Origin of the sequence: Duganella sp. (assembly GCF_039595735.1) — a bacterium.
Classification (GTDB): Bacteria; Pseudomonadota; Gammaproteobacteria; order Burkholderiales; family Burkholderiaceae_D; genus Rugamonas.
This window is the reverse complement of sequence record NZ_JBCNLB010000005.1, coordinates 144451-160823: the sequence shown is the minus strand read 5'-3', so window position 1 is coordinate 160823 and position 16373 is coordinate 144451. Positions and strand designations below refer to the sequence as shown.

Genomic DNA, 16373 nt, shown 5'->3' with positions numbered 1-16373 from the left:
GACGCTGTTCCCCGCAGTTTCCTACTATCGGTTGGACCGCCTGTCGGTATCAATCCAAAAGAGGAGACATCACAATGAGAACGAAAAAAACCGCGATTACCAACGCCGTTCTTCTGCTGGCCGCCGGCATCACTTCGGCTGCCCACGCTCAGGAGGACGCTGCTGCACAGAACAACGCTGAAGAAAACAAGGTCGTCATCACCGGTACCCGTCTGGTCAACCGCGGCTTCCTGGCGCCGACGCCAGTCAACGTGGTCGACGCCACCGAACTGAAAGTGTCCGGCACGCAGAACCTGGAAAATCTGCTCAACGACACGCCGCAATTCACCGCCAATCAGCTGAACAGCCCGACCGCCAACACCGTGCAGGCCGGCCAGCCATCCGGCACCTCGACCCTGAACCTGCGCAATCTGGGGCCGACGCGCAATCTGGTGCTGGTCAACGGCCGCCGCTACGCCATCACCGGCCCGGACTTCACCACCGACATCAACACCATCCCGACCGCGCTGGTCAAACGGATTGAAACCGTGACCGGCGGTTCGTCGGCCGTGTATGGCTCGGACGCGATTTCGGGCGTGGTCAACTTCATTCTGCGCGATAACTTCGAAGGCGCGGAAATCAATGTGCAGGGCAACTGGGACCAGCCGACCCGCACCCCGACCAAGAGCGTCGACCTGACCGTCGGCGGCAACTTCGGCAACAAGAAGGGCAATGCCGTCCTGTCGGTCAACTTCCAGGACCGCGAGGGCATGACGCGCGGCGACCTCGGCGGCTACTCCCTGCCATCGCTGGGCGATGGCTGCGTGACGGCTGCCTCGTGGTCGGCCACCGGTCCGGGCACGCCGCTGGCGGTGCCGTCGGGTCAGACCTGCCTGTCGGCCGGCGGCCGCCCGGGCCTGGTGTACAGCGGCTCCTCCACCGTGCCTACCGGCCGCATCGGCAACCTGCCGCTGTATGGCTCGTCCAGCTCCAATGCCGCGCTGGATGCGGCAATGGCGGCGGCCGGCCTGCGCAACATGACCTCGCTGGGCGCCATCTTCGATGCCACCGGCAAGGTGGTGCGTCCTTACACCACCAATGATGCTTACGACCTCGGTCCGCAATCGTATGTGGTCACGCCGCAGAAGCGCTGGGTGGCCAACGCCTTCGCGCACTACAACTTCAACGAGTACGCGACCGGCTACACCGAAGTCCACTTCAGCAACAATACCGCCAACGTGCAGATCGCGCCAGCCGGTGCCGGCGCCAACTTCCTGGTCAACACCAACAATCCTTACCTCAGCGCGCAAATGCAGGAAGTGCTGCGCCAGCTCGACCTGAAGGAAACCGGCACCTCGCGCATCACCAACGGTTCGCAGACGCTGACCACCACCCCGGGCGACGGCCTGGCCATCCTCAACCTGAACCGCCGCCTGACCGACGTCGGCAACCGCTTTGCCGCCACCGACCACTCGACCTTCCGCATCGCGCTGGGGCTGAAGGGCAAGCTGAACGACGTGTCGGAGCACTACCTCACCGACCTCAAGTACGACATGTACTACACCAACAGCCGCACCACGGAATCGCAATTCCAGAGCGGCTCGATTTCGCTGAGCCGCTACCAGAACGCCATCCTGTCGCAAGGCGGCGCGGCGCCGGTGCTGAATCCGTTTGGCCAGAACATCACGGCGGCGGCAGCCAGCGCGGTGTCGATCGCCTCCAACTCCAGCATCACCGCCGAGCAGCAGAGCCTGGCGGCCAACCTGACCGGGCGCCTGCTGGAACTGCCGTCCGGTCCGGTCGACTTCTCCACCGGCGTCGAGCGCCGCCATGCCTTCAGCCGCTACTCGCCGGACGCCTACCTGTCCTCGGGCGACGTGTCGGGCTGGAACGCGGCGCGCGCCACTGCCGGTGAATCGACGGTGAAGGAAATCTTCGGCGAGGCGCGCGTGCCGCTGCTGTCGGACAAGCCGTTCGCCAAAAACCTGAGCCTGAGCGGCGCGTTCCGCCGTTCCGACTATGACGTGGAATCGGTTGGCACCGTGTGGACCAACTCGGTCGGCACCGAATGGACACCGGTCGACAGCCTGACCTTCCGCGCGCAGAAGCAGAAATCGATCCGCGCGCCAAACGTGGGTGAACTGTTCGGCGGCCAGGGCACCAATGGCCCGACCGCGACCGACCCCTGCTCCAGCCGCCAGCCTGCCGCACAACAGACCGCCGCCGTGCGCGCGCTGTGCGTGGCGACCGGCGTGCCGGCCAATCTGGTGTTCGATCCATCGGTGCAGCCGACCAACTTCATCACGCAAATCGTCGGCGGCAATCCGAACCTGAAGGCGGAAACCTCGCACACCACCACCGTCGGCGCCGTGTACGCGCCGCGTTCGATCCAGGGGCTGCAGCTGAGTCTGGACTACTACAAGATCACGCTGGACGACGCCATCTCGACGCTGGGCGGCGGCGGCATCCAGTCGGTGCTGAACCTGTGCTACAACACGATCCAGAACGCCAACAGCGTGTATTGCAAGGCCATCAACCGCGATCCGCTGACCGGCCAGATTGCCGCGCCGAGCTATGTGATGACCACGGCGGCCAACATCGGCGGCATCAAGACCCAGGGTTACGATCTGGCCGGCCATTACGGCTTCCGCACCAGCTGGGGCCTGATGGGCGCCGATACGCGCTGGAACATCGACACCAACTGGACCTATGTGAAAGAACTGACCTTCACACCGATCCAGGATCTGCCGAACATCACCAACCAGTGCGTGGGCAGCTTCGGCCAGACCTGCGGCCAGCCGGTGCCGAAGTGGAAAGGCACGGCGCGCCTGACCATGAACTCGGGCAAGCTGATGCTGTCGGCACGCGCGCGCTACATTGGCGCGGTGACGGTGGATACCTATGTGCTGCCATCGACCTCGGGCGGCACGCCGCCGGCGCTGGACGCGCTGACCAATCCCAGGATCAAGGGCTACACCTATCTGGATCTGACCGCGGGCTATGACTTCACCAAGTCGGTCAGCCTGACGGCCGGCATCCGCAACGTGCTGGACAAAGATCCGCCAGTGCTGGGCTCGTCGCAACTGCCGGCGAACAACACCATCGCCGCGACCTACGATCCGCTGGGCCGCAACCTGTTCTTCAGCCTGAACGTCAAGCTGTGAACGGCCGCCACCTGCAACGCCGGCGCGTGACGCTGGCACTGGGCGGCGGCCTGCTCGGCGCCTGGCTGAGCCGCGCCGCGGCGGCGGTCGGTGGCGGGGCCGCAAGCGATGCGGCCGGCCCCGCCGGCGCGGCTGACACGGCTTCGGCCTGCGGGTCGGGGCCCGGCTGGGCCGATACGCTGCGGCGCGATCTGGATGCCATGGCCTTGCAACTGACGCAAACGCTGAAACCGTGGCCGGTTCCTGCGCGCGTGTACACGCCGGAGCAACACGGTCTGGCGGCCGGCGAGCTGGCCACCGCCGCCATCCAGCGCGCGGTGGAAGCCTGCGCCAAGGCCGGCGGCGGCACGGTGCGGCTGGCAAAAGGCGACTACGTCAGCGGCACCATCGTGCTGCGCTCGGGCGTGATGCTGGAAGTGGCCGCCGGCGCGCGCCTGCTGGCCAGCACCAATCTGCAACACTACCCCGAGCATCGCGCACAGCGGCCGACGGTCCAGGACAGCAACATGGGCATGAACCAGTCGCTGATCTTCGCCGAGGGCTGCGAGCGCATCGGCATCAGCGGCAAAGGCGTGATCGACGGACGCGGCACCAAGGACAACTTCCCCGGCGAGGAAACCGTTGGCGCCACACCCGGCCGCCCCTTCATCATCCGCATCATCGACTGCAAGCAAGTGGTCATCTGCGACATCCACCTGAAGGACTCGCCATGCTGGATGCAGAACTACCTCAACTGCGACGACCTGCTGATTGACGGCATCCACGTCGAAAACCAGGCCAACCACAACAACGACGGCCTCGACATCGACAGCTGCCGCCGCGTCATCGTGCGCAACAGCTTCATCAACGCGCAAGACGACGCCATGTGCTTCAAGGGCGCCGGGCAACGGCTGGCGGAAAACATCCTGATCGAGCACTGCCAGTTCTACAGCACCTGCAACGCGCTCAAGTTCGGCACCGATTCACAGGGTGACTTCCGCAATGTATTGGTACGCAACGTGGTGCTGGGCGGCCCGGCCAGGGACATGCGCGCCATCAACCGCCGCAAGGCCGATGGCGGCATCTCGTGGGAAATCGTCGATGGCGGCATGCTGGAGCGCGTGCTGGTGCACGATGCGCGCATCGTGCGTGCCGAGAGTCCGCTGTTCCTGCGGCTGGGCGATCGTGGCCGCGTACGGCCGGAGCAGAAACGTCCGGCACCGGGTGTGCTGCGCCACATCGTCTACGACCGCATCAGTGGCGATGACAATGGCATGCGCGGCTCCTTCTTCACCGGCATCCCCGGCGCCGCGATCGAACACGTTCTGCTGCGCGATGTGGACCTGACCATGAGCGCCGCGACCGGCCCTGCCGCCAGCGCCGCCGAGATTCCGGAAGCGCCGGCGGAATATCCCGATCCGCACATGTTCTCCACGGTGATGCCGGCGTATGGCTTGTGGGCGCGCCACATCCGGCACCTGACCTTGCAGCGGGTACGCTTCCGCGTGCATGGCAAGGACGCGCGGCCGGAGGTGCTGGCCGACGTCTGCCGTCAGTGAGCGACGCGGAACCAGTCCACGTCGATATAGCCGGCCTGGTCGCCCTTCATGTAGGTGAAAACGGCGGGCCGGCTGCCCTTCCACCATGAAAACTTCGCCAGCTGCGTCACCGGGCCGACATTCGTGTACGGCCCTTTTTCGTCGAGCGCGTAGGAGAACTGGACAGTCTGATCCTCCCTCACCTGGGCACGCAGGATCACAGCGGCGGCATCAATCTTCGTCCCACGCGTTTCCTGGCCGGCGTTGGAGTATGTAATGTAGTTGACGCCTTGTTCCCGCACCACACCTGCCCAGGGCACTTTCACGCCAAACAGACTAAGGCCTGCGCGCTGCGTATTAGCCAAGCCATTCAACTCCATGCGCGCCGTGATTTCCGACTGCGGGCCTTGCAGAATCTGCGTCAACGTATTGCGTGCACCGACCAGATACTCGGCCTTGCTGGCCTGAATGCGCATGAAACCGGGGCGCTGCGTCAGGCTCCAGCGCGCATTGTCCGGATTGTGATTCCACGACCATTGCAGGCCCAGCTTGTTGGTCGAGAACTCATCGCTGTCCTGCAGCTTGTAGTCGGGCGATTTCTCCGTGGTGTCCGGAGCGGCGTGTTTTGATACCGGCACCGTGTCATTGCCCATCACCGGCCAATCGTTCTTCCACACCACCGGCTGCAAATGGGCGATGCGGCCGAATGCGCCAGTGCTGTTGAAGTGGATGAACCAGCCCTGGCCGGAGGGCGTCTCCACATAGCCGCCCTGATGCGGCCCCTTCAAGCCATTGCCCGGCTTGAGCGCGAGATGCGTCTCATACGGCCCGTCAATATGGCGCGAACGCAGCACCGCCTGCGGCCCGGTCTCCACACCACCTATCGGCGCGAAGATGTAGTAATAGCCGTTGCGCTTATAAACCTTCGGTCCTTCAAACACCGGCAGATTGACCTTGTCCTCGATGATGGTCTTGCCCGCGTCGTACAGCGTCTTGCCGTCCGGGCTCATCGCATGCAGAATGCCGGGCCCGGCGCCAACCTTGGAGTGCACCAGATAGGCCTTGCCATCGTCATCCCAGAACGGGCATGGGTCTTCGTAGCCGGCGCCGGCCAGCACCATCACCGGCTCCGTCCACTCGCCCGCCGGATCCGTGGCCGAACTCATGAAGATGCCCTCCCCCGGCGTGGCCCAATACACGTAAAACCGATTGTTATGGAATCGGATCGACGGCGCCCACACGCCGCCAGCGTAGCGCAGACCGTCACCAACCGGCTTGGATACCGCATCCGTCAGCGGAAACGGCGGCTGCATGTCGTAAGAAGGGTGGAAACTGAGCTTGGGCAGCACGTGCCCGGCAATCTTCCAATGCACCAGATCCCTGGACGTCAACACCGGGATCCCTGGCGAAAAATGGAAGCTGGATGCCACGAGGTAGTAATCATTCCCGACGCGTATCACATCGGGGTCAGAATAATCCGCATAAATCACCGGATTGGCATACTCCGCCGCCCCCGCCGCCCCACCAACCAGCGCCAACGCCGCCACCAGATTCCGCATTTTCACAGGCCATCTCCACCATTCAAACAGCTGAACAGTAGACCACGCACGCCGATGTAGCGGCAATCAACATTGTGATTTTCGACACGGAAGAATTTTTTGACAATTTTGACTTGAATCAAAATTGTTGCAGAAAAATCTCATGCGCTTTTTACGCTGCAATGCAGCATGCGAATTTTCGCAAGCGATTGATTCTATTGAGAATTGTGGTGCGGCTGACTGGGATCGAACCAGTGACCCTTGGCTTCGGAGGCCCAAAATAGTGGCTGTATCTACAGCCACCACATCGATTCCTTCCTTTATTGGCACAATTTTGGCACACTGATGCCTCAAATCAACTACGCCAACTAGCATGCCAACTATCCGCAAAAAAGGTGAAGGCCAGTACCACGTTCAAATCCGTAAACGCGGCTACCCGACGCAGACCAAGACCTTCACCAAAGAAGCCGATGCCAAGCGCTGGGCGACAATCATTGAGTCAGAAATGGAGCGGGGGGTATTCGTTTCACGTACAGAGGCCGAAGCCACACTCGTCAAGGACGTTTTGCAGCGATACGCGACGGAGGTGCTCCCCACCAAACGTAGCGAGCAATCAGATAAATCACGAATTAAAACGCTGCTATCGGCATTTGGAGATTATCGCCTAGCAAGTATCACTTCTTCGCAAGTTGCGAAATTCCGCGATCAACGTCTTAAGGTTGTCGGGCCACAGTCAGTCATTCATGAAATTAACCTCCTCAATCGAGTACTCAAAGCCGCATCCTTAGACTGGGGAATTGCTTTGCCTGGAGGACTACCAACCGCTCAAGTTCGAAAGCCAGCAAAGCCCAGGGGCCGTGATCGCCGTATATCAGCAGAGGAAATCACCAAGATCCTTAAGGCAACGGAGTCTGTCGAACTCAGAGCGATAGTTACAATGGCAATAGAAACAGGAATGAGACGGGGTGAGCTGGCTTCACTGCAATGGGAAAACATTGATCTAAAAAGGCCAGTTGCACATCTACCCAAAACCAAAACCGATGTGCCGCGTGACGTCCCCCTGTCTTCAATAGCCGTTGCTGCGCTGGAGTCCTTAGGTGTCAAGGATAGCGGACGAGTATTCTCACTACAGGCTGAATCGATGAGCCAAGCCTTTGAACGAGCTTGCGAGCCACATCGAGCAAACATCGCAGGAATTCGCTTTCACGACCTGCGCCATGAGGCAACCAGTCAACTCTTTGAGCAGGGTTTAAGCGTCATGGAAGTTGCGGCCATTACAGGCCATAAGACACTAGACATGCTGAAACGCTATACACATTTGCGCGCAGAAGACCTAGCAAAGAAGTTACGCTAATAGCAAAGTATTTGGATCATTCGACCCGCGTACCGGCAGCAGCCAGACAGTGGAGACGGTGCAGTGAGAGCATCACTCTGCGATGCGAAGAAAGGCCACTGGCGAATCAGCCCCGGAGAGCATCGCCTAGAAAGAGGATGGGGGAGTACCTATTTCTAGGTCTCCCCCACAGTTTTGCACTCGAATACAACAGTAGAAAGTTAGCCGATGCCTAACTAGATGAAACTTGACTCTTACAGTCTGACCTCATCGCGGGTGCCGCTCGGACCTACAGGGCAGGATTCTCCCTGTTTAATGCTTTAATGACCGTCAGGCACATGAACGGTCATCGAGTACAACTCCATTTAACCATTACATCAACCACGTGTCAAGCGACTTACACCTTGCTTAGAAGCGAAAGCCCCTCAATGCCACCGATGAAACCAGCGTCCTTTAACAGAGCATAAGCACTGTCAAACGTAGTTCCCGTAGACATCAAATCGTCAACAATGACAATATTACTATCAAGCGGGCCAATTTGCCCTACCAACTTCAATGGATTGATGTAGGTACGTAATTGCGAATTCACAACATCCTTCATAGAAAAGGTCTTACCCTTGGAACGCTCCAAGGCCCTAAGCAAAGCTAAGCCATCGCGCCGGACTCTTTTGGGAAATATGACATGCTGCAGATCGGTCAACACTTCCCCGGCACTTTTTTTATCAAAAAGCCCCTCTAAGATCATGGAGTTTGGTGATCGCCTTGCGACTCGACGAGTGAAGTAATTGACAACACGATGTGACGACGGAAGAGGGACAAACACAATGTGCTGCCGCCCTTGTAATGCCTTATCAACAATGGCATCGAATGATGGGCGAAACTTACATATCTCTTCTGCTGTAATGCTGAAGCCCTTCTTTGACTTTAGGGCATAAATAAGCGGATTTCCGTCGCCGTGCATTGGCGAGTTTGTTACCATCCGTCGAAAAACGGATCGCACAAGAAGCTGGCGCGCCGTGTGGTCCAGCTGTGGATTATTTTCAACCGACGTGTCCACCCTACTTTGATGCAAGTCAGAGTAACTAACCAGACCTGCTTCGCTAACATCAATTCCCACTCGCGCCCCAATTCGTCAACAGTTCAGCGCTCATTATCGCGCAACTGTTGCCAAATAGCACGAGACCCACTGGCGACTATCTGATGACTGTCTCAAACCCAAACTTAACCAACATTCTTTCGACGCGACTTGACAAGCGGACTCAGGAAGAATAAATTTACCAAACAGGAAGAATTTTAGTTCCTTACGGTTTACAAACAGAACCAGTTGGAATACAATGCGAAAATGAGAGGAAGCCTCTCCCTGTTCGACGCCCACTTGCTCAAGAGAGCGGTGATAGCAAGAACCAACTGACCTAGGAGAAACGACATGAGCACGCAATTGGGGAAGGAACTGAAGAAATTGCGCATCGATTTAGGAGTCACCCTTATGGGTCTGTCCGAAATGGTGAATTTGTCCCCTGCTTTTCTTTCTGCTATTGAAACTGGTCGGAAGCGAGTTCCAGAAAACTTTTTGGACACCTTGGCTTCAAAAATCCCAGCGGTAGCGATGCAAAGGCAAAAGTTCGAGGCGCTGATTAACCAAGCTAGAAGTGAAGTAAGGCTTCCGCTGGATGAAGCAAGATTTGAAGATGCAGAGCTGGCTACGGCGCTTGCACGCCGTTTCAGTACTCTGTCTGATGAGCAAAAAAAAATGCTTAGGAATATTATTGGAGAATAAAAATGGCCTCTAGCCCGACATACCCTACACGAAAAGACGGCATTGTCGTCCCAGCACGTTCGAAGGCAAATATCGCAGAAAATGCGCTAGTGTTACGTAAAGTGCTCGGGCTTGAGCATCATCCCAAATTTCCAGTGGTAGAGGTCTACGAAGTCTTAGATCTCATCATCCCAGGAGCAAGATTTGAAGTCCGGGAGGAACGCGAACTAGGGGACGATCACGGTCGAACCTATCCAGACCGGAATCTGATCCTGATTCGAGAAGATGTATATATCAGGGCATGTGAAGGCGAAGCAAGAGACCGATTCACAATGTGCCATGAACTTGGTCACTTGATGATGCACCGAAATGTAGCGCTGTCTAGGATAGATCCGAAAAATCCTCCAAAAATTTTCCGGAACTCTGAATGGCAAGCAGACACCTTTGCATCACACTTAATGATGCCTTCTTACCTAATCGGACAGTATGAAACTTTGTATCAGGTGGTCAATACGTTCGGCGTCAGCCAAGAGGCTGCATGGGCACGAAGATCTGAATTGAAAAACGCCTAAGGAGTTGCAGCTCCTTAGGCGCCTTCGGAAAAGAAAGCCAAACAAAAGTCTCTGGTTTTCTCTTGGTGTTGAATGCTATTGGGTAGCAGCGGAAGTTTAGATGTACTCCCGTTGTTTAGCAAGCGCTAAGTTCTGTATCGAGATACGACATGGAGGATGTGTGATGAAATCTTGTCACTTTCCCAAATCCGTGCATGTGACCGCATACGTGCGCTTCCGCAAAGGCAAGCTTGAGCACGTCTGCGAGCACTGCCGGTCCACGCCACGATAAGTAGCGTTGCAAACAACGGGGCGGCGGAAGCCGCTCCTCTTTAACACTCTATAAAGAGGTACATCATGGCCAAACATGCCAAATCAACAATCACCAATCATCGCAGTGCGATAACCGGGCGCTTTGTAAAAGAGAGCTACGCAAAAACTCACAAAGCAACGACCACAACTGAGCATAACCCCCGCCCAGTTCAGCACAAGAACAGGAATAGCAAGTAAGATATTCAGCCCCTGCTTGGATAACTACCAAGGGGGCACTTACCTCCTCAAATCGCAAATGCCCTCAGCGCTTATTGCGTAGCAAAGTTAGCTCTGCTATTTGCTAACACGCCTCTTCACAACTAAGCCAAACAGCACGACTATCAACCAATCTTTCAGTCCCTCATGCTCATTTACACTGCAATTTCTATTCTTATGATCATCTCTATGACGTGGACTTCCATAGGGGGGTGGGCATATCGCAGTCCTTGGAAGCTCCTCATCTGTGGCTTGCTTGTGGCTGGCTTCGCCACAATGATCAAGGCACTTCCTGCGGTTTGGAAGATGGTAGCTAAAACCCCTCTACTAGTTGCCGAGTTAGATGTAGCAGCATCATTAGTTGACCCAACCTTGATTGGCCTCGCAGGGGGACTAATCGCAGCAGCCGTTATGATGAAAGTTCAGATTCTCTACGCGACCGAGCTACGCAATGCGAAACAGAATTTCAATCGATCTGTCGAGGCCATGCAGAAGGTAGAGCGCGCAGACGACGATCTCAAGTTAGTCGCAGCGTCTCTTTCCGACAAAGATTTTTGGAACCGACTGACACACATCAAGGCTATGAGAATGGAAGCCCTCATGGATTACCACGAGGCAAAAAGAGAACTTAAGAAGATGAAAGTGCCTGGACTATCGGATGAAGATGAAGAAACATGAGATCACCTTTTCCGATACAACAGTACAAAGAGCATTGAAGTATGATCTTGCGCAGAATTTCGCCTCCGCGAAAATGATGCTCCTTAGAGCCATACAATCCTAAACCTAGACACGCTATGCCGATTACACCGGAGGAAAGACTGCAACGTGCGATGGAAATTGACCAAATCAATTCACGGATGACTCTGCCAGGTTACGCACTTCCGAACGGATTTGCGGTGCTCAACAAGCGATATGCAGAAGGCGTGATTACGTTCGAAGAAAAAGCAAAAACACTTGAGGTGCTTTACGGCATATCCTTAGCTGCTCAACTAGAGAGAGAGGCAGCAGTGGGACAGGCCAATGCCAGCATCGCACTCGAAGGTCTAGAGCTTGCCCCTGAAGCGATTTTAATCAATGCACGTTACATATCTGGCGAACTCGACCTTGAGCAGAAGCTGCATCTTATAAAAAAACTTTACGGCACCCCATAGCTTTCGCCTCCGTGAAAATACAATGCTGCTAGTGTCGCGCTACCTTGAGTGCTCACTCAACCTTATTTCCTCTCAAAACGGGAACTAGCGCATCATGTAAAATCCTACCTATCTGATCCTGTACATCCTGTGCGGCCTCAAGAAAATCCTGAGGTGCGCCAGCGTCACTATCGAGAATGATGTCTTTCATTTCCTCGATCAGTGCAATCACACCGTCAAGACGCTCTGTGATCTCATTTCCCATAAATTCTCTCTTTCCTGATTTATAAAGAAGTACCGCAAAAAAATTTCGCCTCCGCGAAAAACAAGCACCGTTAGTCTTGCCCACCTTGACAGAAACGATTTATACCGTTTTTCTCTCCAGGCACCATCAGTAGTGTGGCCTTCACTCTCCCTTCAATTTTCGCCTCCGCGAAATTTACGGTTTCTTGACTCATCAAAGTGCCACCGGCACCTTAGTCACTTCGAGCACTAAGAATTGTACGATTGCTTGACTCGTCAAAGTGCCAACGGCACCTTAGTCACTTCGAGGACAAGGACTAACTGAGTACTACTAGCGGTATGGCTCTTACCCAACGCGAAAGGGAAAAACGGAACGCCCGCATTTGAAGTATCCTGCTTAGCATCCTCCAGCCCAGCGATTACAATAACCTCGCCGTCTTTAACGGTCAAAGAGGTTCTTAGTTCCCGCTTGTTCAACGTCGGCTGACTCGATCCACCTACGTTCACGAACGACGATACCTGTTGGAACAAATCTAAGTCAACACCGCCGCCCCTCACAACAGGGGATATCTCAAGAATTGTTCCTGACTCGACGCGATCAAAAGACTGCTGCGTAGACCCGTTTTGATTACTAACAATCGCTCCTAAGATCGAAACTTGAGAACCTGATACGAAGCGCGCCGTCTTCCCTGATCGCACACGTTGATAAGGTGACGTGACTACCTTAAACCGGCTGTCGCCCTTCAAAGCCGAAGCAACCAAATCAATCGATGTAGTCCTTAGGTTGAGCACATTGCCTTGAGAATTTGCCCCGATCTCTGCACGCACTCTACCTCCCAATGCAGATAAGACCAAGCCTAACGACGAGGACTCCTCGTTGGTTGCTCCCACCTCATACATAAACGCTTTAATCACCACCTCCCCAGGAGGCACGTCTACTTTCGTAAGCAGGCTGCTCAACTTCTCAACCTCATTCGTAGATCCCATGAAAATAATGAAGTCATCATCTGCGCCAACCTTATACGAAGTGTTCATGGCAGAGTGCTGAGAAGCTGCATCGTCTCCAGTAATCTTACTGCCGCCTACCGTCAGCGCGCCGGTAGAAGCGGTACGCTTATTTGCAAATGTCCCTTTGACTAAAGGAGAAAGAAGATCGATTAAGTAGCCAGGATCTCTATGCTTCACCTTGTACAAAAATGGCTCCCGATCTTCTGCGACTGAACCTGTCTTCTTACACACCACCAAAACGCCACCTTGGTCAGTGGACTCGAAACCATGATCGGCCAGCAAGGAAGCGAATAGCGGGCCTGTAAGCGTTTTACCTGACGCGCGTATAGACACCTTGCGGGTATCAGTGAGGACGTCATTACAGAGCATGTAGGGCTGCTTGCTGACCTCTTTCAAGTACAGAGAAATCGCCGTACTCACGTCGACAGACTGGAAATCGAATCCGTCTACTGTGGTTGGCTCGGCCGCATGAGTGGCAAGGCTCATGCACACTGCTAAGGCCACAAATAAATTCCTGCTCATTTCTGACCTCCCGCGATTGAGACCGGACGAACACTACGACCAGTCCATGTGGCGACTTTTTGTCCTTCCACTGTTCCAACAATCATCGTCCCCTGCCCCACAAAGGCGGCAGGATTCTCTAAACGTGTAGCGCCAGCGTCATCAATCAACATGATCCACAGTTGACCTTTGAGCCGCACTTCACCGGCTACTCTTAGCTCGCTGGTGGTATTCGGTGCTACTGGCAAGGCATGATCTGAATACGGGGCATTGCTAGGCACAGTTTTCTCCAAGCTCGCCTTACCCGAAGAAGTGCTTTCTTGGCTGGCCGTAGAAAACTTATCCATCTGGTGCCGGTAGTACGCATAAAGCCCCCATACTGACAGCCCTAAAAGGATAACCATGCCACCGACATAAGCAAACAGACGAGGATTTTTCAGCAGGTTCTGTCTTTTATCGATTGCCTGTTCTTTGGCCTCAGCGTGCGAGTAGCTTTTATAGAGCGCATAGATGGCCTCTTGGAACTTGTAAGGGCCAAGAGTGGATGTGGGCTTGCCGGAAGTGCGAACGCCACGATAGAGGTTCACCACATAGCGATTGAGGCCAATTTCCTTAGGCTTGTGCGTGACACTCGCCAACTCAATTTTCCCCTTAATCGCTCTTGCTAACAGTGACAGGTCTGGATCAATGACCACAAGATCGCAGGTGTGTCCTAATTCGTTAGCAAAGTGGCGATGCTCACGGAAGAAGTAGGCATGCTGCTTTTTTACTTTTGCATCTGAATTCCAGTATCGGGTCGCCTCATCAATCACGACCAGATCGCCACCACAAACTTTGGATTCGTCCAGTCTTGGAGTCGGACATGGCTTGTCCAGATGTTCGCTACCCGGGAAAAATTCCTCATCGTCCGGGGCATTGCGATCACAGCAGCGAATGTGACCAATGCAGATGATCTTCCCCTTGTAAAATTTCTCCGCAACGTATTGATATATCGCCTCTTCGTTCAACCCTTCAATATTCGTAATGATGAAACGCCCCTTTGCCACAGCAGGCAAAATGACATGCTCCATCACCCCATAGGTCTTTCCAGATCCCGGGCCACCGCCAAAAGCGTTTATGGGCATGGTTATCCAATCACAGGAATGCGTCGAATGATGAACCGAGTGACGTATGCAGATAAGCAGGCAGAGATGCCGAAACTCACCTTGAAAATGTCGAGGAAAAACCATACGCCCGGAGTCTGAGCGGCAAACGCAGAGGTCAAAGAAGCGGCACCTGGCAGCATGGGAATGACAAGTTGGATGAATTCCGTAGTGACAAAAAAGAGCGCGAAGAACGCGGCGAACTTCACTAGTACAGAACGCAGCAGGAATCCCAGCGCACTAAACAACGCAGAAAGAACAATGCCAAACATGATTAAGCCCTTAACACGATGAAGACCGAAGCCAACGTCCAGCAGAGCATCATCACCGCTTCAATGAGCTGGCGATTGGTCTCAAGCAAAGCGCAATGGGTATCGATAGCGTAAGCCCGACCGAGTGCGACAAAAGAAGCGGTAGGACAAGCTGCGGAATGCGATGGAACGACAAACGATTTGATATCAGGCATCAGCCCCAACAGCGGCGACAGAATCTGCTGCGCTGTCGGGATTGATTCCAGAGTCGGCGCTGGAGTATTAGGATTTGGGCCTAAATCAACCACAGTTCCTGATCCGGGTGTAGTTGATGGCCCAGTTCCGGGTTGACCCGAATTACTCGGAGAAATCACAACTGCATTGCCGTTAGATACCGGAGCAATTGCATCGCCGACAGTAGGAACTATAGACGGATTCTCCGCACGCCACGCAGCTACATCGGCCGGTGTGACAGGGTCGGATGGCGTCCAAGGAAGCCCACCGTAATTCGAAGCCGCTTTCCAAGCAGCGTTCGCTGCCGCTGCTAAGAACTGATCCGACAAAGCTTTATTAAGTTCGGATGCAGGAATATTTTCCACTGCTGCCGATGGGCTGGCATTGCTTACGCCATCAGGTGTACCGGTTTGAAGCGCTACACAAACTCCTTTGTCCGCAACCATACCGGCGTCACAACTCATTGATGCACCGGTGGAGCGAAGCGTCATCGAGAAGCTCGTATACACATTACTATTCTTCATTACATTGTAGGCGTAAACAGTGATTGGCAATCCTCCGCTATCAGTACTCTGGTGGACGCCGGATGCTTCTACGGTAGTTCCAGTGCATTGATTGTACGGCTTGCATCCTCGCTGCCAATCATCTTCCGCTTGGGACTTTGTGTGCGGAGCCGGATACTGCGCAGTGGAGTAGGAACCAGCCACGTATGCACCACCTTTCACTAGCGCTCCATTGCCGCCCCCGCCGCCCGAAGTGCTAATCGTTCCGTTTGAATTGAACAGCCATTTATAGAGCGAATCCATCGCAAGAGAAATCGAACCTGTCACAACTGCTGCGACTCCGGCAGTAACAAGAAGTGCCGGCCAGCCAACTGCGGCAACCGCTCCGCCAGCAACACCAAGCGCCAATGTTGTTAGACCACCGCCAACCCCAGTGAAAGTTGCTGCCACTCGCGGGTCATTAGCCGCGAATCCCCATTTCTTTACCTTGAGCTGAATGACACCTGCGACCGCGTTATTCATCTTGCCGTTGTAAGCTGGAGCCGTCGCCGCAAGTGCCTGGAGCGATGTGAAACACAAGCACACGTAGACGCAAATTACGCTGACAAACCTTTTATAGTAAGCACCGCACATACAATCCCCCACACAAAAAAGACCAAGTACCAAAATTCGACAGGCATCCCCTATCCTCCAAAACAAAACGGGGCCGAAGCCCCGTATCATTAGCCGCCTTTCACTGCTCGCATGACGAACTTCGCGCCCTTCCAGGTAACGTAAAGGGTAATCAGCGTGCCGGAGACCGCCAAGATTGCCAGCGCTACGTCAGCAAAAGAAACCGCAGTCGCGAGTTCAGCCACAGTCGTAGGCGCCGCAGCATGAGCCGAGGCAGCGATGACGGAGGTGGCAATTGCAGCGCTCACGCCACCCAGTTTTTTAAAGCGCATATTCATGGTTTTACCTTTCAAAAAAATTCAGGAAGCCGTCCTGATGCGGTA

Annotated in this window: 15 protein-coding genes and 1 tRNA gene; 7 read left to right on the top strand and 9 right to left on the bottom strand. The window is 55.1% G+C overall.

What is annotated here, in order from left to right:
- The first annotated feature begins 74 nt into the window (after nt 1-74).
- Together ABDW57_RS12245 and ABDW57_RS12240 are read left to right on the top strand one after the other, a co-directional pair.
- Nucleotides 75-3143 (top strand): TonB-dependent receptor, encoded by a 3069-nt coding sequence (locus tag ABDW57_RS12245; RefSeq protein ID WP_343730472.1) that lies wholly within the window; start codon nt 75-77, stop codon nt 3141-3143.
- Nucleotides 3140-4681 carry a glycosyl hydrolase family 28 protein gene (locus tag ABDW57_RS12240; RefSeq protein WP_343730471.1) on the top strand — a complete coding sequence of 514 codons (1542 nt, stop codon included), beginning with the start codon at nt 3140-3142 and terminating at the stop codon, nt 4679-4681. The genes ABDW57_RS12245 and ABDW57_RS12240 overlap by 4 nt, the downstream gene beginning before the upstream one ends.
- Here the strand turns inward: ABDW57_RS12240 and ABDW57_RS12235 are convergent.
- Together ABDW57_RS12235 and ABDW57_RS12230 are read right to left on the bottom strand one after the other, a co-directional pair.
- Nucleotides 4675-6219: a glycoside hydrolase 43 family protein gene (locus tag ABDW57_RS12235; RefSeq protein WP_343730622.1), complete on the bottom strand. Its 1545-nt coding sequence runs from the start codon at nt 6217-6219 to the stop codon at nt 4675-4677. The genes ABDW57_RS12240 and ABDW57_RS12235 overlap by 7 nt on opposite strands.
- 207 nt (nt 6220-6426) lie before the next feature.
- Nucleotides 6427-6501: transfer RNA gene (locus ABDW57_RS12230), tRNA-OTHER, on the bottom strand.
- Nucleotides 6502-6571: 70 nt separating this feature from the next.
- Between ABDW57_RS12230 and ABDW57_RS12225 the strand changes: the two genes are divergently transcribed.
- Nucleotides 6572-7552, top strand: a complete 981-nt coding sequence (locus ABDW57_RS12225; RefSeq protein WP_343730470.1) for a site-specific integrase — start codon at nt 6572-6574, stop codon at nt 7550-7552.
- A 376-nt stretch (nt 7553-7928) separates the two neighbouring features.
- Here ABDW57_RS12225 and ABDW57_RS12220 read toward each other — a convergent pair whose 3' ends face one another.
- Nucleotides 7929-8648, bottom strand: coding sequence for a phosphoribosyltransferase (locus ABDW57_RS12220; RefSeq protein ID WP_343730469.1), 720 nt, complete (start codon nt 8646-8648; stop codon nt 7929-7931).
- A 309-nt stretch (nt 8649-8957) separates the two neighbouring features.
- Between ABDW57_RS12220 and ABDW57_RS12215 the strand changes: the two genes are divergently transcribed.
- From ABDW57_RS12215 to ABDW57_RS12200, 4 genes are all read left to right on the top strand, one after another.
- Nucleotides 8958-9308, top strand: a complete 351-nt coding sequence (locus ABDW57_RS12215; protein ID WP_343730468.1) for a helix-turn-helix domain-containing protein — start codon at nt 8958-8960, stop codon at nt 9306-9308.
- A gap of 2 nt (nt 9309-9310) precedes the next feature.
- Nucleotides 9311-9859 carry an ImmA/IrrE family metallo-endopeptidase gene (locus ABDW57_RS12210; protein ID WP_343730467.1) on the top strand — a complete coding sequence of 183 codons (549 nt, stop codon included), beginning with the start codon at nt 9311-9313 and terminating at the stop codon, nt 9857-9859.
- A gap of 783 nt (nt 9860-10642) precedes the next feature.
- Nucleotides 10643-11044, top strand: coding sequence for a hypothetical protein (locus ABDW57_RS12205; protein ID WP_343730466.1), 402 nt, complete (start codon nt 10643-10645; stop codon nt 11042-11044).
- 152 nt (nt 11045-11196) lie between these two features.
- Nucleotides 11197-11517 carry an antitoxin VbhA family protein gene (locus ABDW57_RS12200; protein ID WP_343730465.1) on the top strand — a complete coding sequence of 107 codons (321 nt, stop codon included), beginning with the start codon at nt 11197-11199 and terminating at the stop codon, nt 11515-11517.
- Between the two features lie 52 nt (nt 11518-11569).
- On the opposite strand, the gene ABDW57_RS12195 is transcribed toward ABDW57_RS12200, so the two are convergent.
- The 6 genes from ABDW57_RS12195 to ABDW57_RS12170 all read right to left on the bottom strand — a co-directional run bounded on the left by ABDW57_RS12195 (nt 11570) and on the right by ABDW57_RS12170 (nt 16343).
- Entirely contained in the window at nt 11570-11761 is a 192-nt protein-coding gene (locus ABDW57_RS12195) for a hypothetical protein (protein ID WP_343730464.1), read from the bottom strand.
- Between the two features lie 254 nt (nt 11762-12015).
- Nucleotides 12016-13233, bottom strand: a complete 1218-nt coding sequence (locus ABDW57_RS12190; RefSeq protein ID WP_343730463.1) for a hypothetical protein — start codon at nt 13231-13233, stop codon at nt 12016-12018.
- Nucleotides 13234-13265: 32 nt separating this feature from the next.
- Nucleotides 13266-14372: a zonular occludens toxin domain-containing protein gene (locus ABDW57_RS12185; protein WP_343730462.1), complete on the bottom strand. Its 1107-nt coding sequence runs from the start codon at nt 14370-14372 to the stop codon at nt 13266-13268.
- A gap of 2 nt (nt 14373-14374) precedes the next feature.
- A complete protein-coding gene (locus ABDW57_RS12180; RefSeq protein WP_343730461.1) occupies nt 14375-14662 on the bottom strand; it encodes a DUF2523 family protein in 288 nt (95 codons plus the stop codon).
- 2 nt (nt 14663-14664) lie between these two features.
- Nucleotides 14665-15900 (bottom strand): hypothetical protein, encoded by a 1236-nt coding sequence (locus tag ABDW57_RS12175; RefSeq protein ID WP_343730460.1) that lies wholly within the window; start codon nt 15898-15900, stop codon nt 14665-14667.
- A gap of 200 nt (nt 15901-16100) precedes the next feature.
- Nucleotides 16101-16343 carry a hypothetical protein gene (locus ABDW57_RS12170; protein ID WP_343730459.1) on the bottom strand — a complete coding sequence of 81 codons (243 nt, stop codon included), beginning with the start codon at nt 16341-16343 and terminating at the stop codon, nt 16101-16103.
- Nucleotides 16344-16373: the final 30 nt, after the last annotated feature.

Bases quoted from the DNA above. Each gene is read 5' to 3' on its own strand.
- ABDW57_RS12245 (WP_343730472.1), top strand. From the start codon at position 75: ATGAGAACGAAAAAAACCGCGATTACCAACGCCGTTCTTCTGCTGGCC.
- ABDW57_RS12235 (WP_343730622.1), bottom strand. From the start codon at position 6,219: ATGCGGAATCTGGTGGCGGCGTTGGCGCTGGTTGGTGGGGCGGCGGGG.
- ABDW57_RS12225 (WP_343730470.1), top strand. From the start codon at position 6,572: ATGCCAACTATCCGCAAAAAAGGTGAAGGCCAGTACCACGTTCAAATC.
- ABDW57_RS12215 (WP_343730468.1), top strand. From the start codon at position 8,958: ATGAGCACGCAATTGGGGAAGGAACTGAAGAAATTGCGCATCGATTTA.
- ABDW57_RS12210 (WP_343730467.1), top strand. From the start codon at position 9,311: ATGGCCTCTAGCCCGACATACCCTACACGAAAAGACGGCATTGTCGTC.
- ABDW57_RS12205 (WP_343730466.1), top strand. From the start codon at position 10,643: ATGATCAAGGCACTTCCTGCGGTTTGGAAGATGGTAGCTAAAACCCCT.
- ABDW57_RS12200 (WP_343730465.1), top strand. From the start codon at position 11,197: ATGGAAATTGACCAAATCAATTCACGGATGACTCTGCCAGGTTACGCA.
- ABDW57_RS12195 (WP_343730464.1), bottom strand. From the start codon at position 11,761: ATGGGAAATGAGATCACAGAGCGTCTTGACGGTGTGATTGCACTGATC.
- ABDW57_RS12190 (WP_343730463.1), bottom strand. From the start codon at position 13,233: ATGAGCCTTGCCACTCATGCGGCCGAGCCAACCACAGTAGACGGATTC.
- ABDW57_RS12185 (WP_343730462.1), bottom strand. From the start codon at position 14,372: ATGCCCATAAACGCTTTTGGCGGTGGCCCGGGATCTGGAAAGACCTAT.
- ABDW57_RS12180 (WP_343730461.1), bottom strand. From the start codon at position 14,662: ATGTTTGGCATTGTTCTTTCTGCGTTGTTTAGTGCGCTGGGATTCCTG.
- ABDW57_RS12175 (WP_343730460.1), bottom strand. From the start codon at position 15,900: ATGAATAACGCGGTCGCAGGTGTCATTCAGCTCAAGGTAAAGAAATGG.